This is a genomic window from Paenibacillus xinjiangensis, from assembly GCF_059686975.1.
Genome location: NZ_JCAALS010000036.1, coordinates 15012 through 33312, shown reverse-complemented (window position 1 = coordinate 33312; position 18301 = coordinate 15012). Strand labels below are relative to the sequence as shown.

At 49.7% G+C, this 18301-nt stretch carries 13 protein-coding genes and 1 pseudogene; 2 read left to right on the top strand and 12 right to left on the bottom strand.

Annotated features, from left to right (window positions below; genetic code table 11):
* The first annotated feature begins 16 nt into the window (after positions 1 to 16).
* A complete protein-coding gene (locus tag AC6ESP_RS26390) occupies positions 17 to 2299 on the top strand; it encodes a preprotein translocase subunit SecA (RefSeq protein WP_497099715.1) in 2283 nt (760 codons plus the stop codon).
* 345 nt (positions 2300 to 2644) lie between these two features.
* On the opposite strand, the gene AC6ESP_RS26385 is transcribed toward AC6ESP_RS26390, so the two are convergent.
* The 9 genes from AC6ESP_RS26385 to AC6ESP_RS26345 form a co-directional block, all read right to left on the bottom strand.
* Entirely contained in the window at positions 2645 to 2962 is a 318-nt protein-coding gene (locus tag AC6ESP_RS26385; RefSeq protein WP_497099751.1) for a hypothetical protein, read from the bottom strand.
* Positions 2932 to 3294, bottom strand: a complete 363-nt coding sequence (locus AC6ESP_RS26380; RefSeq protein ID WP_497099714.1) for a winged helix-turn-helix domain-containing protein — start codon at positions 3292 to 3294, stop codon at positions 2932 to 2934. The genes AC6ESP_RS26385 and AC6ESP_RS26380 overlap by 31 nt, the downstream gene beginning before the upstream one ends.
* A gap of 356 nt (positions 3295 to 3650) precedes the next feature.
* Positions 3651 to 4634, bottom strand: coding sequence for a LacI family DNA-binding transcriptional regulator (locus tag AC6ESP_RS26375; protein ID WP_497099713.1), 984 nt, complete (start codon positions 4632 to 4634; stop codon positions 3651 to 3653).
* A gap of 127 nt (positions 4635 to 4761) precedes the next feature.
* On the bottom strand, positions 4762 to 5715 hold the full coding sequence (rbsB, locus tag AC6ESP_RS26370; RefSeq protein ID WP_497099712.1) for a ribose ABC transporter substrate-binding protein RbsB: 954 nt from the start codon (positions 5713 to 5715) through the stop codon (positions 4762 to 4764).
* Positions 5716 to 5751: 36 nt separating this feature from the next.
* Positions 5752 to 6699 (bottom strand): ABC transporter permease, encoded by a 948-nt coding sequence (locus AC6ESP_RS26365; RefSeq protein WP_497099711.1) that lies wholly within the window; start codon positions 6697 to 6699, stop codon positions 5752 to 5754.
* Positions 6689 to 8191 carry a sugar ABC transporter ATP-binding protein gene (locus AC6ESP_RS26360; RefSeq protein WP_497099709.1) on the bottom strand — a complete coding sequence of 501 codons (1503 nt, stop codon included), beginning with the start codon at positions 8189 to 8191 and terminating at the stop codon, positions 6689 to 6691. The genes AC6ESP_RS26365 and AC6ESP_RS26360 overlap by 11 nt, the downstream gene beginning before the upstream one ends.
* A gap of 120 nt (positions 8192 to 8311) precedes the next feature.
* Positions 8312 to 8713, bottom strand: a complete 402-nt coding sequence (gene rbsD / locus AC6ESP_RS26355; protein WP_497099708.1) for a D-ribose pyranase — start codon at positions 8711 to 8713, stop codon at positions 8312 to 8314.
* Between the two features lie 26 nt (positions 8714 to 8739).
* On the bottom strand, positions 8740 to 9654 hold the full coding sequence (gene rbsK / locus AC6ESP_RS26350; RefSeq protein ID WP_497099707.1) for a ribokinase: 915 nt from the start codon (positions 9652 to 9654) through the stop codon (positions 8740 to 8742).
* Positions 9655 to 9863: 209 nt separating this feature from the next.
* Positions 9864 to 10271, bottom strand: coding sequence for a hypothetical protein (locus AC6ESP_RS26345; RefSeq protein WP_497099706.1), 408 nt, complete (start codon positions 10269 to 10271; stop codon positions 9864 to 9866).
* 2430 nt (positions 10272 to 12701) lie between these two features.
* On the opposite strand from AC6ESP_RS26345, the pseudogene AC6ESP_RS26340 reads away from it, so the two are divergent.
* Positions 12702 to 12854 (top strand): annotated as a pseudogene (locus AC6ESP_RS26340) (DDE-type integrase/transposase/recombinase); the annotation flags it as partial.
* 201 nt (positions 12855 to 13055) lie between these two features.
* On the opposite strand, the gene AC6ESP_RS26335 reads toward AC6ESP_RS26340, so the two are convergent.
* From AC6ESP_RS26335 to AC6ESP_RS26325, 3 genes are all read right to left on the bottom strand, one after another.
* A complete protein-coding gene (locus tag AC6ESP_RS26335; RefSeq protein WP_497099705.1) occupies positions 13056 to 13259 on the bottom strand; it encodes a hypothetical protein in 204 nt (67 codons plus the stop codon).
* Between the two features lie 117 nt (positions 13260 to 13376).
* Entirely contained in the window at positions 13377 to 17390 is a 4014-nt protein-coding gene (locus AC6ESP_RS26330; RefSeq protein WP_497099704.1) for a lipase/acyltransferase domain-containing protein, read from the bottom strand.
* A gap of 159 nt (positions 17391 to 17549) precedes the next feature.
* Complete coding sequence (locus AC6ESP_RS26325; RefSeq protein WP_497099703.1) at positions 17550 to 18143, bottom strand: hypothetical protein; 594 nt, start codon at positions 18141 to 18143, stop codon at positions 17550 to 17552.
* Between the last annotated feature and the right edge of the window lie 158 nt (positions 18144 to 18301).

The window sequence follows — 18301 nt, the reverse complement described above, 5'->3', positions numbered from 1 at the left end:
GAGGGAATAAATTCCGATGAATGTAGCCGTCAAGTTGCTTCAACATTTCAAAGCCCGTGATGCCCAGCTTAGGCTGAAGGGCTATAGGGACAAAATTGAACGCATCCGACAAAGGAATTTGGAAGCATGGGACGATAGGCAGCTTCAAGCGGAATCCCTCCGACTGAGGGAGGAAGCACAATCGGGTGCGCCTTTGGATGAGCTGCTGATCGATGCCTATGCGCTAGTCTGCGAGGCAGCGAAGCGAATGCTCGGATTACGGCCTTACGATGTGCAGATTATGGCTGCCATCGCTCTGCACGAGAGATATTTGGTAGAGCAGCATACCGGTGAAGGAAAAACGCTCTCTGCCGTTATGCCCGCTTATCTGCATGCACTAACCGGCGAAGGCGTTCATGTACTGACTTTTAACGATTATTTGGCAAATCGGGATGCGAATTGGATGGGTCCGATCTATCGCTTCCTCGGGTTAACGGTAAACGCGGTTCAAGCCGGCATGAGCTTGTCACAGAAACGGGAAGCGTACGCCGCGGATATCACCTATGTTACGGCCAAAGAGGCGGGATTCGATTATTTGCGCGATACGATCGCGCTAGACGAAGCCGATACCGTTCATCGCCCCTTCAACTACGTCATCGCCGACGAAGCGGATTCGCTGCTTCTCGACGAAGCCCGGGTGCCGCTAATCATCGCCGGTGAGCCAGAGTCCTCCGGCAGCGAGGGCGATCATTTCGCAGCAGTGGCTAGGCAGCTTCGGCAGGATGAGCATTACGACTTCGATGAGTTCAAGCGGAATGTTTATTTAAATGAAGCAGGCTCGGCGATAGCGGAATCGCTGCTGGGATGCGGCAATTTGTACGAAGACCAGAATAGTCATTTGTTAATGTCGTTAAATTGCGCGCTACATGCAGAATTGTTATTGAACAAAGACGTCGATTACATTGTCCGGGACAGTAAAATCGAGCTGATCGACGAATATACCGGCCGCGTGGCGGAGAATAGACATTTGCCCGAAGGGCTGCAAGCCGCGCTTTACGCCAAAGAAGGGCTGCAGTCGAGAGCCAGCGGGAAAGTTCTCGGCACGATTACTCTTCAACACTTCCTTAGTCTATACCCTAAGATTTGCGGAATGACGGCTACCGCGCACGTATCCGCAATAGAATTCGAAGACATTTATGCGCTGCAAGTCGTGCAAATTCCGCCGAACCGGCCAGACATACGAATCGACCATCCGCACCGCATTTATACCCATAAAGAAGTCAAATTCAAGGCGCTTGTACAAGAAATCTTGTCCGTCCATAGAACGGGGCGTCCGATTCTCATTGGTACGTCAAGCGTCGAAGAGTCTGACATGCTGGCCGAAGCGCTAGCGGCTGCGGGTGTTCCCTGCCATGTGCTGAACGCAAAAAACGATGAAGAAGAAGCTGAGATCATTGCCAAAGCAGGAGAAATTGGTGCTGTGACCGTATCGACGAATATGGCGGGACGCGGCGTCGACATTCGGCTTGGGGGCGGCAACCCGGCACAAGGTGAAATGGTCGCCAATCTGGGCGGGTTGTACGTGATTGGCACGCATATGCACCAAAGTGTGCGAATCGACAACCAGCTGCGCGGTCGATCCGGTCGCCAAGGCGACCCGGGAGCTTCCGTCTTTTTCGTTAGCTTGGAAGACGAGTTGATGGTTCAATTCGGCACTGATATAACGAAACGCGGCCTTAGGCAGAATGAGGCTCTCGAAGAGTCGGCACTCCGTGACCACATAGACCATATTCAGCGTACTATTATGGGCCAAAACTTCCATATCCGCCAAGAGCTGAACAGTTATTCGGATATGGTGGAGGATCAGAGACGTATGTTATACGAGAAGAGGCTCGCAATTTTGAAAGGCGAGACACCGATGAGCCCTTCGGAGCAGCGGGTACGGCTTTTTTACATCGACAAGTTCTGGGCTGAGCATTTGGCCTATGCTTCTTATATTCGGGAGGGCATCCATCTGACGAGCCTTGTTAAACGTAATCCGATCGATGAATTTCATGACCAAATCATCCAGGCCTACGAGCAAATACCGGCTGCAATAGATAGAGAGTCGGCGGATATGCTCGCAAAGCTCGGAGGTTCCAATGATCCGGCGGTGTGGGAAAAGTTCGGGCTGAAGAACCCTACTTCCACTCGGACTTATATGATCAACGATCAATACATGCAATACTTGCAGAATCCCGGTTCATGGACCCCAGGGACGATAATCGCATATTGGATGCGCAAGATTTTGAGGCCGGTATTCGGCTGGTCAAAATTTTGATGCAGCGTAGCTTTTTCAAGGATGATTGCGTTGCCGCCCGATCATCGCCGCCATAGCCTTGGCGGCCTTTTTGAATTCATTTATAGAGGATTGATTCGTATGTCAACGGCAACAGCAACACGCGAACGATTGACTTCCGCTGCAATCATCTTAAATCACCATTTTGTTAACTCCATGTTGAATAAACACTATTGACTTTCGAGCCGTTGACTTGGCTTTATCAATTCCATTTAGCGCCGCTACAAGAGCGGAAACTGCCGGCCTTCTTCATGTATATACATGGCGCTCTACGATGTTTTCGGCCATACGAGTGGACGCTCGGTCCAGGATTACCTGTAAGTATTTTCAGAAAGCGAGCGTTGATTCCCGGTTGATTGTTCTACCCCTGAGCCCAACGCAAAGAAGTACATCGCCACATGAGCGATGTACTCCGATTGACATACTACTATCCCGCCTAAGCCTTCTCTTCGTCGTCAGTGGCGACGGGGTTCTCAGCCCGGGAACTCCAATCGCGCCGGAGGGATACGCTTCGAGCACCTTGCCTAGGAAAGTCAAAAACGTTTCAGCGTTGTAAACCTCATCTTCGTGCCAAACAATCCGGCCGCTGTCATAATCGACCGTCGACAGTAACTTCACGCCGCGGTTTTTGCCGGTGGTTCGAATGATGCGTTGTTTGCCTTTCTCAAACCATGTTCGCTGGAGTGCTTGATAGTTCCGAACACAAACTGTTGTTGTTTGATCGGGTCAGTTGAGGCTAGCGTATAGGTTGGTTGTGTAAGGCTCATATTCATGCGCTCCATAACCTTTGATACGCCGCGTAGTGAGTATCGAAGTCCGTTGGTACGTTCGATATAGTCGGCAATAAGCTGCAACGTCCAATTGAATTGGGCAGTGAAACCCACGTCTGCCGGCACCTGATTGACAATGACTAGCTTCAACTCCTCTTGTTGTTCTGGAGTCAGTCGATCCGGATTCTTACGATATCGGTTCGACAATGATGAGAAAATACCTTTCTGTTTTGGAAATTCAATGATTCATTCTATATAGTTCCGTAATTTAGACGTCGGTTGATTTTCTGTTGAACGTAAATTTATACAACAAGTTGATGTGGTATTAAGACTATTATACGAGCGCACGCTTAGTATAGAATATCTTGGAAGAAGTAGCCCGTAATTATCAAGTTTTGATATTTACGGGCTATGCAGCGTGAAGTATACGATAGGTACATCGTTGCCAGCAATAGCAGTTTACGAAGTGGCTTGCCGCGGTATTTCAGCTTCACCAAGTGAAACACCACAGGTATGGATACGATCATATACGCTGCGGCAAACGTATCGTAGAATTTTTCGGATTAGGTCGTTGCCTTTCGCAGCAGTTCCACGCCAAGCTCGTAATTTTTTCGTTCGATAGGCTCATTATTGATCAAGCCGATCAAGTAATCCATCGCCGTTTTGCCGATCAAATAGATTTGTTGGGATACGGTAGAAATTTCAGGGTACACCATATCCATTCGAATTCCGTCGAAGCCGATCAGCTTCACTTGCCCCGGAACAGCCGCCCCAAGCTCTGTCAACGCCCTTAATGCTCCTGCGGCCATTAAATCATTGCCCGCAAATACGCCATCCACATCATGATGCAGCTTATAGATGTCCAGCATCGCCCGGTAGCCGCCCGCAACGTTGAAGTTACCGTAGCCAATCAAGCTTGGCGTAAACCACGGCAGTTGTTTGCATGTTTCTTCATAAGCAAGCGTCCTCTCCCTCGAAGCATGCACATGCGAGGGGCCGGCAATATGAGCGATCTTGCGGCAGCCGCTATCGATCAGATGGCGAACGGCCATTTCGCCGCCATGGTGGTTGGCAGCCGTAACCGAAAGAATCGGGTAGTCGACGAAAGATTTATCGATGGCTACGATGGGTATGGAGCGATCCTGCAAGGCAATGATCTGCTCCGGCAGCACGGTATACGAAGAAATAATAATGCCGTCGATTTGTTTATTAATAAGCGTTTCGATATACTTCTTCTCTTTATCCGGATTATTATCCGTATTGCACAGCACGAGCGTGTAGCCGTGAGCGGCTGCGGCATCCTCGGCAGCCCGCGCAATTTCGGGGAAAAAGGGATTTAAAATATCCGGCACCATTAAAGCGACGGCAGCGGTCTTCTTGCCTGCCAGACTTCTCGCTATATTATTGGGTTTATAATTCAGCTTCTGGATCGCGGACATGATGGCGACTTCCGCTTCCCTGCTGACATAGCCGCTTTGATTAAGCAATCGGGAGACGGTGGCTACCGATACGCCGGCCAGCTTGCTTACGTCTCGAATCGTAGTCATAGATACAAAGTCCTTTCTTGAATCAACCGCGCCTTGGTTTCAAGTATACGGAAATTCCGATTTAAAAAACAAGTGAGTTTACGTTCGGGGGAACGTAAACTCACTTGCTTGGTCTCAGGGCTTATCTCTACTTATTAGCGAAATCTTTCGTCAACAACTCAAGCTCGACCGGAATCGATTTTTCCACGGATTCGCCTTTCGTGATCTGGATGGCTGTTTGTACGGCCAGATTGCCCATCATATCCGGCTTTTGAGCTACGGTCGCGCCCATTTTGCCGGCGAATACTTCCTTCGCCGCATCGTCGGTCGCATCAAAACCTACGACAAGGATGCCGGTTGCGCCAGCCGCTTCAATCGCTTTGAGAGCGCCGAGCGCCATTTCGTCGTTATGTGCGAATACGGCTTTGATGTCCTTATTGGCTTGCAAAATGTTCTCCATGACAGTCAAACCTTTGGCGCGGTCGAAATCGGCCGGTTGCTTGGCCGCGATTTCAATGCCGCTCGAGTTGGCGATTTCCTCGTTGAAGCCCGCTCCGCGCTCGCGAGCGGCGGAAGAGCCAGGGATGCCTTCGAGCTCGACGACTTTGCCGCTGCCGCCAAGCTGCTCAGCGATAAACTTTGCAGCGAGCACGCCGCCGGCTTTGTTGTCGGAAGCGATGTGAGTCATTACATCGCCCCCGTCGGATGTCCGATCGACCGTAATGACCGGAATGCCTGCCGCATTGGCGGATTCCACCGCGGGAACGATTGCGGCCGAATCTGTAGGATTAATGATAATGACATCTACTTTCTGTTGAATGAGATCCTCAATCGATGAAGCTTGTTTGGCGGCATCGTCTTGCGCGTCGACCGTAATCAATTTGGCTTCTCCCGCCAAAGCCGCTTTCTCAGCGCCTTCTTTCAACGTGACGAAGAAGGGATTGCTCTGCGTGGATACGGACAGTCCGATCGTAATATCTTCCTTTTTTGCAGCGTCCTGTTCCGTATTTTGAGTTCCGGATCCGGGAGCCGTGGTTGAGCAGCCTGCAAGCAGCAGCGAGGCAATCATTGCAATGCTTACGAATTTCGTCGTCTTCTTCATGTTGTAAACCACCTTTTTTGTTTGATATTTTATGATTTAACTATTGGCTTTCTTGCGGTCCAGCAGTACGGCCAACAGAATAACCATCCCTTTAACGACTTGCTGATAGAACGATGAAACGCCAAGCAGGTTCAAGCCGTTGTTCAAAACGCCGATAATGAGCGCTCCTACAAGCGTGCCAACGAGCCAGCCCCTTCCGCCGGATAAGCTGGTGCCGCCTAACACAACGGCAGCAATCGCATCCAGCTCATAGCCGACCCCCGCGTTGGCCTGAGCCGAGTCAAGACGCGACGTTAGAATAATGCCTGCCAGCGCCGACAGCAGACCGGTCATCGTATACACGTAAACTTTAAAGCGTCCGGTCTTGATGCCGGAAAGCAAGGAAGCTTCTTCATTGCCTCCGATTGCGTAGATGTTTCTGCCAAACGTCGTTTTGCGCAAGACAAAAAATAAGAAGGCAAAAACAAGGATCATGATGATAACCGGAACGGGTACTCCAAAAAAGTATCCGCCGCCAACCAACGTAAATAATTCACTTTCAAAACCGGTTATAGGCCTGCCATCCGTATACACGAGCGCAAACCCCCGATAGATGGTCATCGTCGCCAACGTCGCGATGAACGGAGCTATTCTTGCCTTCGTAACCAAAAGGCCGTTAACGGCACCCATTGCTCCACCTGCCGCCATGCCGATAATGACGGCGGTCATTGGATCCATGCCTCCGTTCATTAAGCCCGCGGTTAATGCCGCCGAAAGCGCAAGCGTCGCGCCTACCGACAAATCGATGCCGCCGGTCAATATAACGAAAGTCATTCCGAAAGCGATCAAAGCATTAATGGAGACTTGGCGGAACACGTTTAATATATTGTTGACGGTCAGAAAGTTCGGACTTGCCGCTATTAATATGAGGATAATGATAAGGAGTCCGATGAGTGGACCCAGTTTTTGCAAAGTGGATGATAGTTGTTTTCTGTCAATGGCCATTGCTGCTTCCTCCTGTCGCCGCATGCATGATTGCTTCCTGATTCATTTGCGTTTTGTCCAATACGGAGGCTATCCGTCCCTCATGAACAACGATAACGCGGTCGCTGACGCCCAATACTTCGGGCAAATCCGACGAAACCATAATAATCGTGACACCCTGCTCGCTAAGCTCGTTCATCATGTTATAGATTTCCTTCTTTGCCCCCACGTCGACCCCTCTGGTCGGCTCGTCCAATATAAACACCTTAGGCAGCTCGCCCAGCCATTTGCCGATGGCTACTTTCTGCTGATTGCCTCCGCTTAACGATTTAACCGTCTGCTCGGGATCGCGCGTTTTGATATGGAAACGCTTAATCATTTGATCCGAAAGCTTGTTGTCCTTCTTGGAAGAAATAACGCCGGCGCTGGCAATTCGCTTATAGTTGGTCAGCGACAAATTTTCCCGGACGGACATGCCGAGCACCAATCCCTGATGCTTGCGGTCCTCCGTCACGAACACGATTCCCGCTTCAATAGCCTTGGGTGGGCTGCCCACCGTAACCTCGCGGCCATCGATATAGATTTTTCCGTGCTTTTTCTTATCGGCCCCGAACAACATTCGTACAATTTCCGTCCGCCCGGCTCCCATAAGCCCGGCGATACCGACGACTTCTCCGGCCGCTGCGGAGAAGCTGATGCCGCTTAGCTTCTTGCCGTCGCTTAAATTTTCGACGCGCAGGCGCTCCGCTCCGATCTCACTGCTCCGCTTCGGATACCGATCGCCGATCTCCCGGCCTACCATTAAACGAACGATATGATCAACCGTCGTTTCGCTGATCTTCTCCGTTCCGAGGAACGATCCATCCCGCAGGACGGAAATACGGTCGCACATCCGAAAGATTTCTTCCATCCGGTGCGAGATGTAGACAATACCCACTCCATCGCCCCGAAGCCGATCCATGATCTTGAACAACGCTTCGATCTCGCGATCCGTGAGCGCCGCGGTCGGCTCGTCCATAATAAGGACCTCCGCGTTTTTAGACAGCGCTTTCGCAATTTCGATCATTTGCTGCTGGCCGATGGACAACGTATCGGCCGTTGCATCGGGATCCAGATCGACGCCAAGCCGCAGCAAATATTCGCGGGTTTTCCTTTTCATTTCCTTATCGCGTACGATACCGCTTCTGCCGTAAGTGAGCTGCCTGCCGAGAAACATATTTCCCGCTACGGTCAGCTTCGGAATGATGTTCAGCTCCTGATGAATGATGGCAACTCCCATATCCTCGGCCTCCTTCGGATCCGAGAATGCCACCTCCCGGCCCTTGACCTTAACCGATCCGGAGTCGGCCTTGTATACGCCTGTCAAAATCTTCATCAACGTCGATTTGCCTGCGCCGTTCTCCCCCATCAAAGCATGGATTTCGCCAGGCTTAAGCTGAAATGCGGCATTCTTCAAAACTTGCACGGAAGAAAAGGATTTATGAATGCCGGTCATCTCGATATAATATTCCATGTTTGCCACCCCTTTGCTGAAAAGCAGCTTTATTCAAGAAGAAACGTTTATCAGCGTCCGTGTCTAAGGACGCAACCGTTTCGCGGTGAAATATAAGCCCTGTATAGAAAATATACTTCCTTATATTTTGAAAAAAACGCCCGATTGAAGAATGATGTTCGCATAAGGTGTGGCTTCGCCGGTACGAATTACCGCTTTGGCCTGCCTGGTGAGAGATTTAAACTCCTCATGCGGCACTTGTTCGATTCGAATATCGCCTAATAGCAGTTTCGTGCTGTCATAGAGGCCTGCATTTTGCTCCGTCATTTCCATGGCGATGATAGCCGATTCAACCTCCATGTCGGGAAGCAACGCCTGCAGCGTATCCGTATAGGACGGAAGACCGGGTTTGACAGCCAGATCGATCCGTTTGACCGAGTCGGGAATAGGTAGTCCGCAATCGCCGATGACGATGCAATCGGTATGGCCCATACGGGAAACAACGGCTGCGATTTCACTGTTTAATATGCCATTTTTTATCATCTGAAAGTCCTCTCGAAGTAAATAAATTATGATTCCGTTTCCATAAACCGCTCTACATCGGTGCGTAAAGGCATGCCGCTCTGGGCGCCCAGCTTGGTGACGGATAATGCGCTGGCCGCGACCGCGAACCTTACCGCCTCTCCCAGCGTGGAGCCTTCGCTCAGCTTTACGGCCAACGCGCCGTTAAAGGTGTCGCCCGCGCCGGTCGTATCGACCGCCTCCACCCTTCTTCCCGGTTCCTGTTTCATCCCGCCGTCCTGTGTTTTGTAGAATGCGCCTTTACTGCCGCCGGTCATGACGATTCGATGCGGGTACAGCTCAAGCAGCTGCTCATGTGTCCGTTCCTGCTTGTCGTCTAGCCCCAGCAAAATGGCAAGCTCGTACTCATTCGGCGTAATGATATACAACTGCTCCAATAAATCTCGAGGCAGCTTAATGGCGGGCGCAGGATTCAGGATGACCGGTATGCCCAGCCCGCCGGCCAGCTTAATCGTTGCCTCTACTGTAGCGAATGGGATTTCCTGCTGCAGCAGCACCATATCCGAGTCCGCAATGATTTCCTTCAAGGACAAAATATCGTTCGGATCCAGGCAGTGATTCGCTCCGGGAATGACGATAATTCGGTTGTCGTTGTCGCATACGGTAATAGCAGCGACTCCCGTCGATGAATGAGGAACCGTTTTCACATATCGCGTTTCAACGCCTTCCTTCATCAATGCCTCGATAAGCTGCTTTGCGAAGTGATCTTCTCCGACGCATCCAATCATCCTAACCTGAGCGCCAAGTCGAGAGCAGGCTACTGCTTGATTGGCTCCTTTTCCGCCCGCAAAGCTCGTGAATGCGCTACCAAAAATCGTTTCGCCTTGATTCGGCATGATGTCCGTTTCTGCGACCATATCTACATTCAGGCTTCCAATTACCGTAATCTTTGGCTTTCTCATAATTGCACCTCTTTAGTTCGGCCGTTAATTGACCCTCATGTAACTTGTATGTGTAACCGGTTACACATTGTTTTTTTATTGTATATTCCATTTTGGCGAATGTCAATAGCATTAATTTCAACAAAAAGAGCCTCCAGTTCCACTTTTCCAGTGGATTGGTGGTTCTTTAGAAGGGATTGTATGCGGTTATAATTTTGATTTGATATCCATCAAATACTTGACGACTTAGCCAAAGTCTTCAAGCTATCAAAGCTGACCGTTACCTCAAAGGTATAGTCAACCTTCGTTTGATGACCCGCCATGTCCTCCACGGAGACCGATACTGTATTTTGACCAGGGGTTAACGTATACGCTTTGGCCAAAACAAGCGGCTCTTCGCAAGGTACACCGTTTACGCCCGAGACGGCGTCGGTCGCACTGCAAGTTACGTTCACCATTTGGTCAATCGTATATGACTCTTCTCCCGTCATTTGCACCGCAGGTGCTATCAGATCGATTTTGAACTCCAGCCGGTCAGTCTCAGCCTTATCGACGCTTTCGACCTGTTTTATCGTCTTACAAAACCTGAAGCCCTCCGAACGTTGAACAACCACAAAAGCCACTATCGCTACTTGCAATGTGGTTGGCGGAACCCCATCCGACGCTCAAATAAAAGAACTAACCGCCGACTAATATGTCCAACTGAATAAACCTTGTACACTAGACAACTAATGGTGGAAATCCACAAAAGATACTCTCACACTTATGGCGTGGACTACAAATCGGCTGCAGAAATCGATTCGTTATTGGCTAGCAGCCTGCACTAAGTAGGATAATCCATACATACTTGTTGATCCTCCGTTGATCAACCCTTTATAGCGTCTTTATTGTTGACTCATTTATTCGAAATATCATTATGCAAGAATGAATGTATCATAATGCAAAAAGACCGACACAGTTACTCAATAGAGTGGCTGATCGTTCTTTGATTTGTCTGTACAGAGGGCTAAACGTTGCATGAGCATGAATACGAGCGTGTACTCGGTTCGTGGCTTTCTGTAAGTGCTTTGTGAGAGTGTTCGTTGTTTCCCTGTTGACTTAAGCCGGTTTTGAATACATCGACCAGAGTACAGCCCCATGAGGCGATGTATTATGAGTCGCATACTGCTATACATCTTTCAGTTCTTACCCCTCACTCGTAGCAATCAAATTCCCTCCTCATAACTAATCCAATCGCTCCAGCTGTCGGATTGGCTGTGAAAGTGGTTTCAAGGCAGAAACTTTGGGCATGTACAGAGCAACGAGACCTTTTGGTTTCATTGTGCCGTTGATGACGGCGATCTTGGGGCGTTGCTTCCGCAGCGAAGTCTAAAAGCCCAGCATTCGGCACGCCAGCGCCAATGGTTCGGTGAGAGAAGAACACGGCTGGCGTAGGGAGTACAACTCCAAGTGAGCAGCGTGCGTGAGCGCGAGTGCCACCAGCGAGTAAACGGGCAAGCAAACAGAAAATACAGCCCCACCGACCGCCAACCAACAAAACGAAAATACAGCCTAGCAAGCACATACGCCTAAAATCGACAAACCGGAATAGATCGGAATAGATCCAGAATAACCAAAGAATATATATAAGAATAAATATATAAATATGTATAAATATAAGTATATAAAGGAACGAAGGCATGTATACATGTACAGAATATCAAAAACATAAGCATTAAAAAAAAGAGCAAATTGAATAGACAAGCTTTAAAACTGACAAAGAGGCTATTCTCATCTATTCCGACCGCACCCCCTCGTCGGCAAGGCACTCGCCAGAATCCATATTTATTCCGAATGTATTCTGCACCCATTCCGAGTTTATTCCGCGCATGAAACGACGCCTACACGCACCTTATCTACAAGTCCCTGAACCCTGACGCCATGTACGCAGATGCTCGCGCTCAGCTTGGGTTTGGTTGCGTGGTTGCAATATATCTGTTCAAAGGGCAATTGCCGATGTATTGTTCTCAAGGCTTCCTTCACTTTTCGGCTTCCAGATCTTGGCGGCTTACAAGAGCGTGTATTCTTTTCCCTCGACATAATGCAAGGATACACTATCCCCGCCGCTTTGACCGCCCACCGCCAGCGGCTACAAGCCAAAAGCTTGTCCAAGATCTTGCCAGCAAGGTGTTTTAACGTCGTTAAATTGGGTTTAACTGGGTTTAACTCCATTTACCGAAAATACTCTCGGCGTACTGTGGCCCCGAGTCTGTACAGCCCCTAGCTCTCCAGTTGGCTTGTAGGCTTGAACTGCTATAAAAATCTCAAGGAGAATATCATGCCTCAGCCGTCACTCGCTTCTCCGCAAGCTCCTTTGGGTTTCTCTTAGATACGGCAAATCTATTTAGCTATCTCAATATTTTGCGCTGTACAGAAGGCAAGAGAAAATGCTTACACTTTTGCCCTAACAAAATGAAGGCCAGTGCCGCGGGGTGTGTCAAGTCCCGTGCGCTGGCCTTCTGTATTTTAAGTGGAGGAGTGTGTTAAAAGCCTAAAATCAAAATGGTGAAGCAACTGTACAGCCAATCGGTGGTCGGATGCGACGAGCCTGAATATTTCGCCGGTGGTAGCATCCTTATGCACTCGAAACTCTACGGGCATTGATCTTTGAAGAGATGGACGATTTTATTCGTCACTAAGCGTTTATTCAATTTTTGAGTTGACTTCGTGTTGACTCTAAATAAAAAACACATCGCCCGAGGCACAAACCTCATATGGCGATGTATTCAAATCTCACGCACTGCTATACGTCTTTCCGTTCTTACTCCTTACCAGCCGCAACCGGATTCTCCGATTTCGCGCTCCAATCACTCCAGCTGTCGGATTTTCTATGAAAGTGGTTTCAGACGAGTGAAATGTGAGCAAGTGCAGGAAGTCGCTCGATCGCAGCTGCACTGCAGGAGGAAGACCACTCCGTGTCCTCCAAGACCCTTGAACGCTACAAGAAAGGGATGAACTCTCAGTCCCTTACATGCGAGAAATATATTGCAACAACCGACAACGAACTCCAAACATGCGATTCCTGTAATGAAAATACCCTCAATCAACAATTTACAGTTCTGGCCCCTATCAAAGTTTGGGTGACCGACATTACTTATATTACAATCAGTGAGGGCTGGTTGTATTTAGCTAGCGTCATGGACTTGTTCTCACCTAAAATCGTTAGATGGAGCATGGGAAATGTTCAGTACGAATATAGTGTCTTAGGTTCGAGGTAGTTCCTTAAATTTGTGCCCACTATATTGACGGCACTCCATCTTTCTCTTGAATTGGTTGGTCAACCTGTTGCTGTTCCTCTTCCCCCAGTTGCCAGATCAAGTCCACATACAAAAATACGGTAGATACTGTTTATCAGTACCTACCGTATGCGTGATAAGTGTTTACTAGCCTATGTCTAGTGAATGACCAAGACTTGCGTTCAACATCCGTAGAATCATAACTAACGACTCCGATCTCGTAGCATTCGCATTCGGTTTGAATGAACCATCCGCTGCATTCGTTCCACGCTGTATGGGAACGGCGCAGCTTATTGCTGCAATGTGGACAATGTATGAATTCTGGTCTAAACCATATTTTGGATGTGACACTCAATCGATTTTTCGCAAGCACAAGGGACAACTCCTTCTATAATTCGTACCCTTATAACTTCAACGAATGAATGGAAATACCCGCTAGTTAATCTTGCTGTCGTGGTTTGTCATCCCTTATTCATATGCTTCTGTTGGTTGATCGGAAATACCGGTATCGAACACGGGCATTTCTTGTACGGAGACGCCCTTCAGTCTGTTCGGCTGTGCCACGGAGTTGCTAACCGTGAACGACCTCATCGTACCCGACACTCGTACCTCGTAAGACGTTTTGTACGCGCTGTTCTGAAGATCATACACTTTTGTTCCGGTCAAGCTTGCTCCCGTCCAGCTCACGGTCGTTCCTTGGTCGATAGGCGTCGTGATCCACAGCGCGTCGCCAAGATTATTGATCGTCACATGGCTTGCTAGCTGCTCGGCGAGGTACGTTTTGTCCGCGTTAATCCGAATAACCGTTTTTTCGCCGTTCTTCAGCGTAAGCGTCACCTTTGATGCTTGCTCCGTTAACGGAATTGAATACACGGTCGAAGTGCTTCCCTTCGAGAGAGTGGACTTCATGCCCGTTGTTGCCAAATAGTTCGTATGCTTGCCGTTCCGGTAATCGGACTCCAGGCGGATGCCGGCTACCGGTTCTTCGTTGCCGTAGACCAGAACTTGCTTCACTTGCTTGCGGTTTCTCTGATCCGTCACAAGGGGCATATGCTTAACGCCGGTAACTCCATAGACCCGCGTGTTTTTCGTCCCGACCGGGAAGGTCAACGTCCCCTTGCTGCTGAACTCGGGAACCGTGCCGTCACCGCTCACGTAGAGAGGCACGACGGGACTGCCGTTGGATGCATATTCCCGGACGTCATTAACGGATTTAACATACGTATAGCTGCTAATCGTATCCATTCCGTATCCCGATATGATATACAGCGGAATATCCGTTTGCGGAAGATCGTATATCGTTTGGTGCTTTTTAAGAGCTCGATCTATCAGGTCCTCCCGGAAATTCAAGTAAGGTTCTACTTGCCCTTCGTTGACGTTGGAGAGAAAATCTGCCATTTTCTGATAACTATCGATGGAAATAATTTCATGATCGTTGCGGACCTCGCTTCTCTTCTTGAAATATTGAAGCACGGGGCCATACAAATGATGATAGCTAGGTGAAGGAATCAACCCGTGAGCCGTTGGAGAATGTATGGCAAGCTTTCTGCCTACTGCGCTGCTCAGAATCGGAATGTCGAGATCGTAGCCGTCGATCCAAGACTTCAAAGATGTCGGCGCGCCGAGGAACGGCGTTCCGAGCGTTATCCATTTGCTTACCTTGCTCGCATAATTCGAATCCATGGCCGCCTCTTTCACGATCAGGCCGCCATTGCTGTGAGAGATTAGCATGACTTTGCTGGAGCCGCTCTTCTCGATCGCCAAATCGATTCTTTGTTTCAGCGCTTCGGATGCTTCCGTATTATCGCGGATGAAATTATTAGGAAGGCCGAATAGCGTTCGACCCGGAACATACCCTTCCGTCTTCAGGTCCGAGATCATTTCAGCGAAATACATATCCTGACCGAACATCATATCTTCAGGCGCCACGTCGGAGATATCCCACAAACCGTAATCCCTATCTTTATAGTGAAGGCCGATCTTGGCCTCTGTCGCATCATTGTACAAATCTTGGTACATAAGCGAAGCCGTGGCCGTTACGGCAAAGTTCATCCATGCGTTAACGGGCAGACCCGTCGTAGGATCATTTCCATACAATGCGGTGCCTCCAAACCCCGGAACGATAATAATCGGAACGCTGCCGTTATTTTTAAACGTAAGTTTATAGGAAGCATTCATATCGAATTTGCCGTCCGCGGCGTACACTCCGATGTAGTACGTTTTATTTTTCGGAATAACGACCGCGAAGCTTTCGGCTTTGTTCCCCGCGTTTTTGGAGCTTGCGACCGTATTGCCGTCTTTGTCGATTACCTTCACATCGTAATTGGTTCCCTCCGGGATGTCCGTCAGCTCCAGCTTCAGATCGTACGGCAGAACCTCGTTCGAAACCTTGTAATAGTCCACATCGTTTGCGGAATGAATCGTTCCTTTCAGGTTCTGGGCATAGGATGCGACTTTGAGTCCCGTCGCCTTCTCGGTCGTATCATTAGGTTCATTCGTGTCAACTGGGGTCGCATGGCTCATAGCCTTCAAACGGTACGTCGCATCGGTACCCGTCCTCGCCCCGAATGCAGGATACACCATAACATAATACGTGCTGTTTAGGACTGGCAGATCAAGTGCATAATCCGTGGCATTCCCCGGCATGCTGGATTCCGCGACCAGCTTTTTGGACTCATCGAAAACCTGAATATTGTAATTATGGAATGCGGAAGGCACTTCCAATGAGAAGTGGAGCTTGCCCGCATCCCTGGATATATATCTGTAGTAATCCCTGTCCGTAGATGAGGAAATGGTACCCAAAACATCTACGCCCCGAGCGATCCCGTTCGCTTGATCAAAGCTGTCGTTGCTTTCCCCTTCATTCGCCCATAGACCGATATGATCAGCGTTCATGAGAAGCTCGTAAGGGCTGTTGCTGCTTGCACCGCTGGCCGAGAACACCTTCAAATAATAACGGACGCCTTTCTTCCCGAATACTTCCTCGATCATCGATTTACCGTTAAAAGTAGTCTGGGCAGCGATTAACTGCATGTTCTCGTCGTAAAGCTCCATCTGATAGCCGTCGACCGGCGCCTGATTCATCATAATTCCAAAATAACCCGGCGTATACGGCGAAACCAGATACCAATCCACGTCGGACGCGCTGTGCAGCGTCGCGGACAAATATTCGGCATTCGAATCGCCTAGTGTAGTCGACGTGTACATGTCGCTTGTATTGTTCGGCTCATAGATGTCTCCGCCGATCAGCGTTACTTCAAATTCGTAATCCTCGTAGGGAGCGGCATTGCCTGCCTCCGTGAACACTTTAACATAGAACACGTCGCCTTGGGCTCCAAAGTGAAGCGGAAGCTGCTTCGGTTCATGCTCCTCATAATATTCGGTCGAATAAAGGGAATCTCCGTTCGCTTCGTACAAAGCGATATGGTACTCTTGCGATGGCGCAAGCACCAATCCGACTTGGAAATTGCCAGTTTGCGACAGCTTAACGGCATACCAGTCCTGGTCCTCCGGCACATGAATCGTACCCGTTCCCACGTCCGATGTCGACTGGCCAAGCGTGGTCACGGTAGCCGTCTCCAGATTGTTATTCCACTCGTGGATGTCTCCTGACGAAACGTCGTAGCTGGACGTGAATGTCCTCTCCAAAACATACGTATCATTCAAATCATAACCACCGGAAGAATACACCTGCACATAGAACGTTTGGCCTCTGCTTCCATATACGTTGTGCATGATTTTCCCCGGCCGGTTCTCCGTGGAAGAGAGAAGATCACCGTAGGAGTTAAACAATTTAAAATCATATTCCGTTCCCTCGGGGACGTTACGCAGACTCAAATTGTAGAAGCCCGTCTCGGCCGTCTCGAACCGGTACCAATCCTGGTCATCGGCAGAACCGATAACTCCTTCGAGCTTCGCGGATGGCGATGCTCCAAGCGTAGTAGTTGCGGCCGATTCCTTGTTGTTATTCGGCTCGTAAGCGTCTATGGGAGTCTGCTGGACATGAAATCCGACCTGAAGACGGTAATGGAAACCGCTGCCGACCATATCTTCGCGTGCCGACACCCGGAGGTAATATTCATTGCCTTCTTCCAGCCACACGTCATCCTTCTCGTAGAGAGGATTCGGATTGTCATCTTCCATTTCATTACCGGAATCGTCCAGAATAGCCACCTGCGTCAGATTCGCCGTCGCCGTTTCTTGCAGCACGACGCTCATATAGCCTGATTTCGTCACTTGGAAAGGATAATAATCGACCGGATCGTCGAGATAGCCCCGCCCGCTCACATCTCCCGTGAAAACGATATTTTCGCCGCCCGCGAGTGAATAACGCTGGTTATCCTCCGGCGTGTTGTTGGGCTCCTGCTCTTGGTAGGAGATCGCGTTCGACGACTGCCCGCCCGGCAAGGCGTGAGCGCTAGGCAGCGCCGTTTGAACCAGCAGTGACGTACTTAATAACAATGCGGATAAAACACGTTTCATAATTGCCTCCTTGATCGTTTCGTAATTTTCGGCAAAGCTCAGAACTTTACTTCCGTTTCGGCCAACCGTTCATCAGTCGAGGTATACAATGGCGCCTTCAAAGCTGAGGAGGTTGAGCGTTCCTCACCGGGGTGAGAAAGGCTCAACCCCTCGCCTGTTTCAGGAAATGTTTTCCTGCTTAGAGCTCGCGGACGCTTGCTCTTCCTGTACGGACCGTGGCGTCATTCTGCCGGTTAAAATGCAGAAGCCCAGGCTGGCGTAAGCGAGTCCCCAGAAGAAAGCGAAGTACACATTGTCGGCTACCGGCAGGAACATGCTGACAATATTGATGATGAACAGGACGGCGACCCAGCGCGGGAATACTTTGGCCCGTAATGTCATAATGGCGAACAACAGGGTACCCACAAGCAGGCCGAACATGCTTACGATTCGCGTAATCACCACTACCGGACCTTCCGGCAGCGGCGCAGCCGGATCCTTGACAAATACGATGAACACGAGAGCCGCCGTCAGCGCATTGCCGATCGCCATACCGAGCGCGCTGAGGAATCCGAGCATGCCAGTCTCCTTCGATTGCGCCAGAAATCCGGCGATCGTTCCGACCGCCATCAGGATGCATGCGATGAAGCCGAATGTTAACTCTTGCGGGCTGTCCGTGCCCCAGACAAGAGCGGTCGGTGTCATGCCCATTCTCGCGATTCCGGCGAGCAGGCAGACCATGCCTAGCCCTTTCAATACCTTGTAATCTTTCATTTTCTTCACCTCGTCGATTGCATGTTTTCCATACCTTTATCCTACTACCGCGGGAATGATGGACGGCAGAGCATGAATTTCCTCCGTTCCCGGGAAGTTCCGGTTCCCGAATTCGGGATTAACGGGAAATACGTTCATAATTGCACTCTTCACTTCTC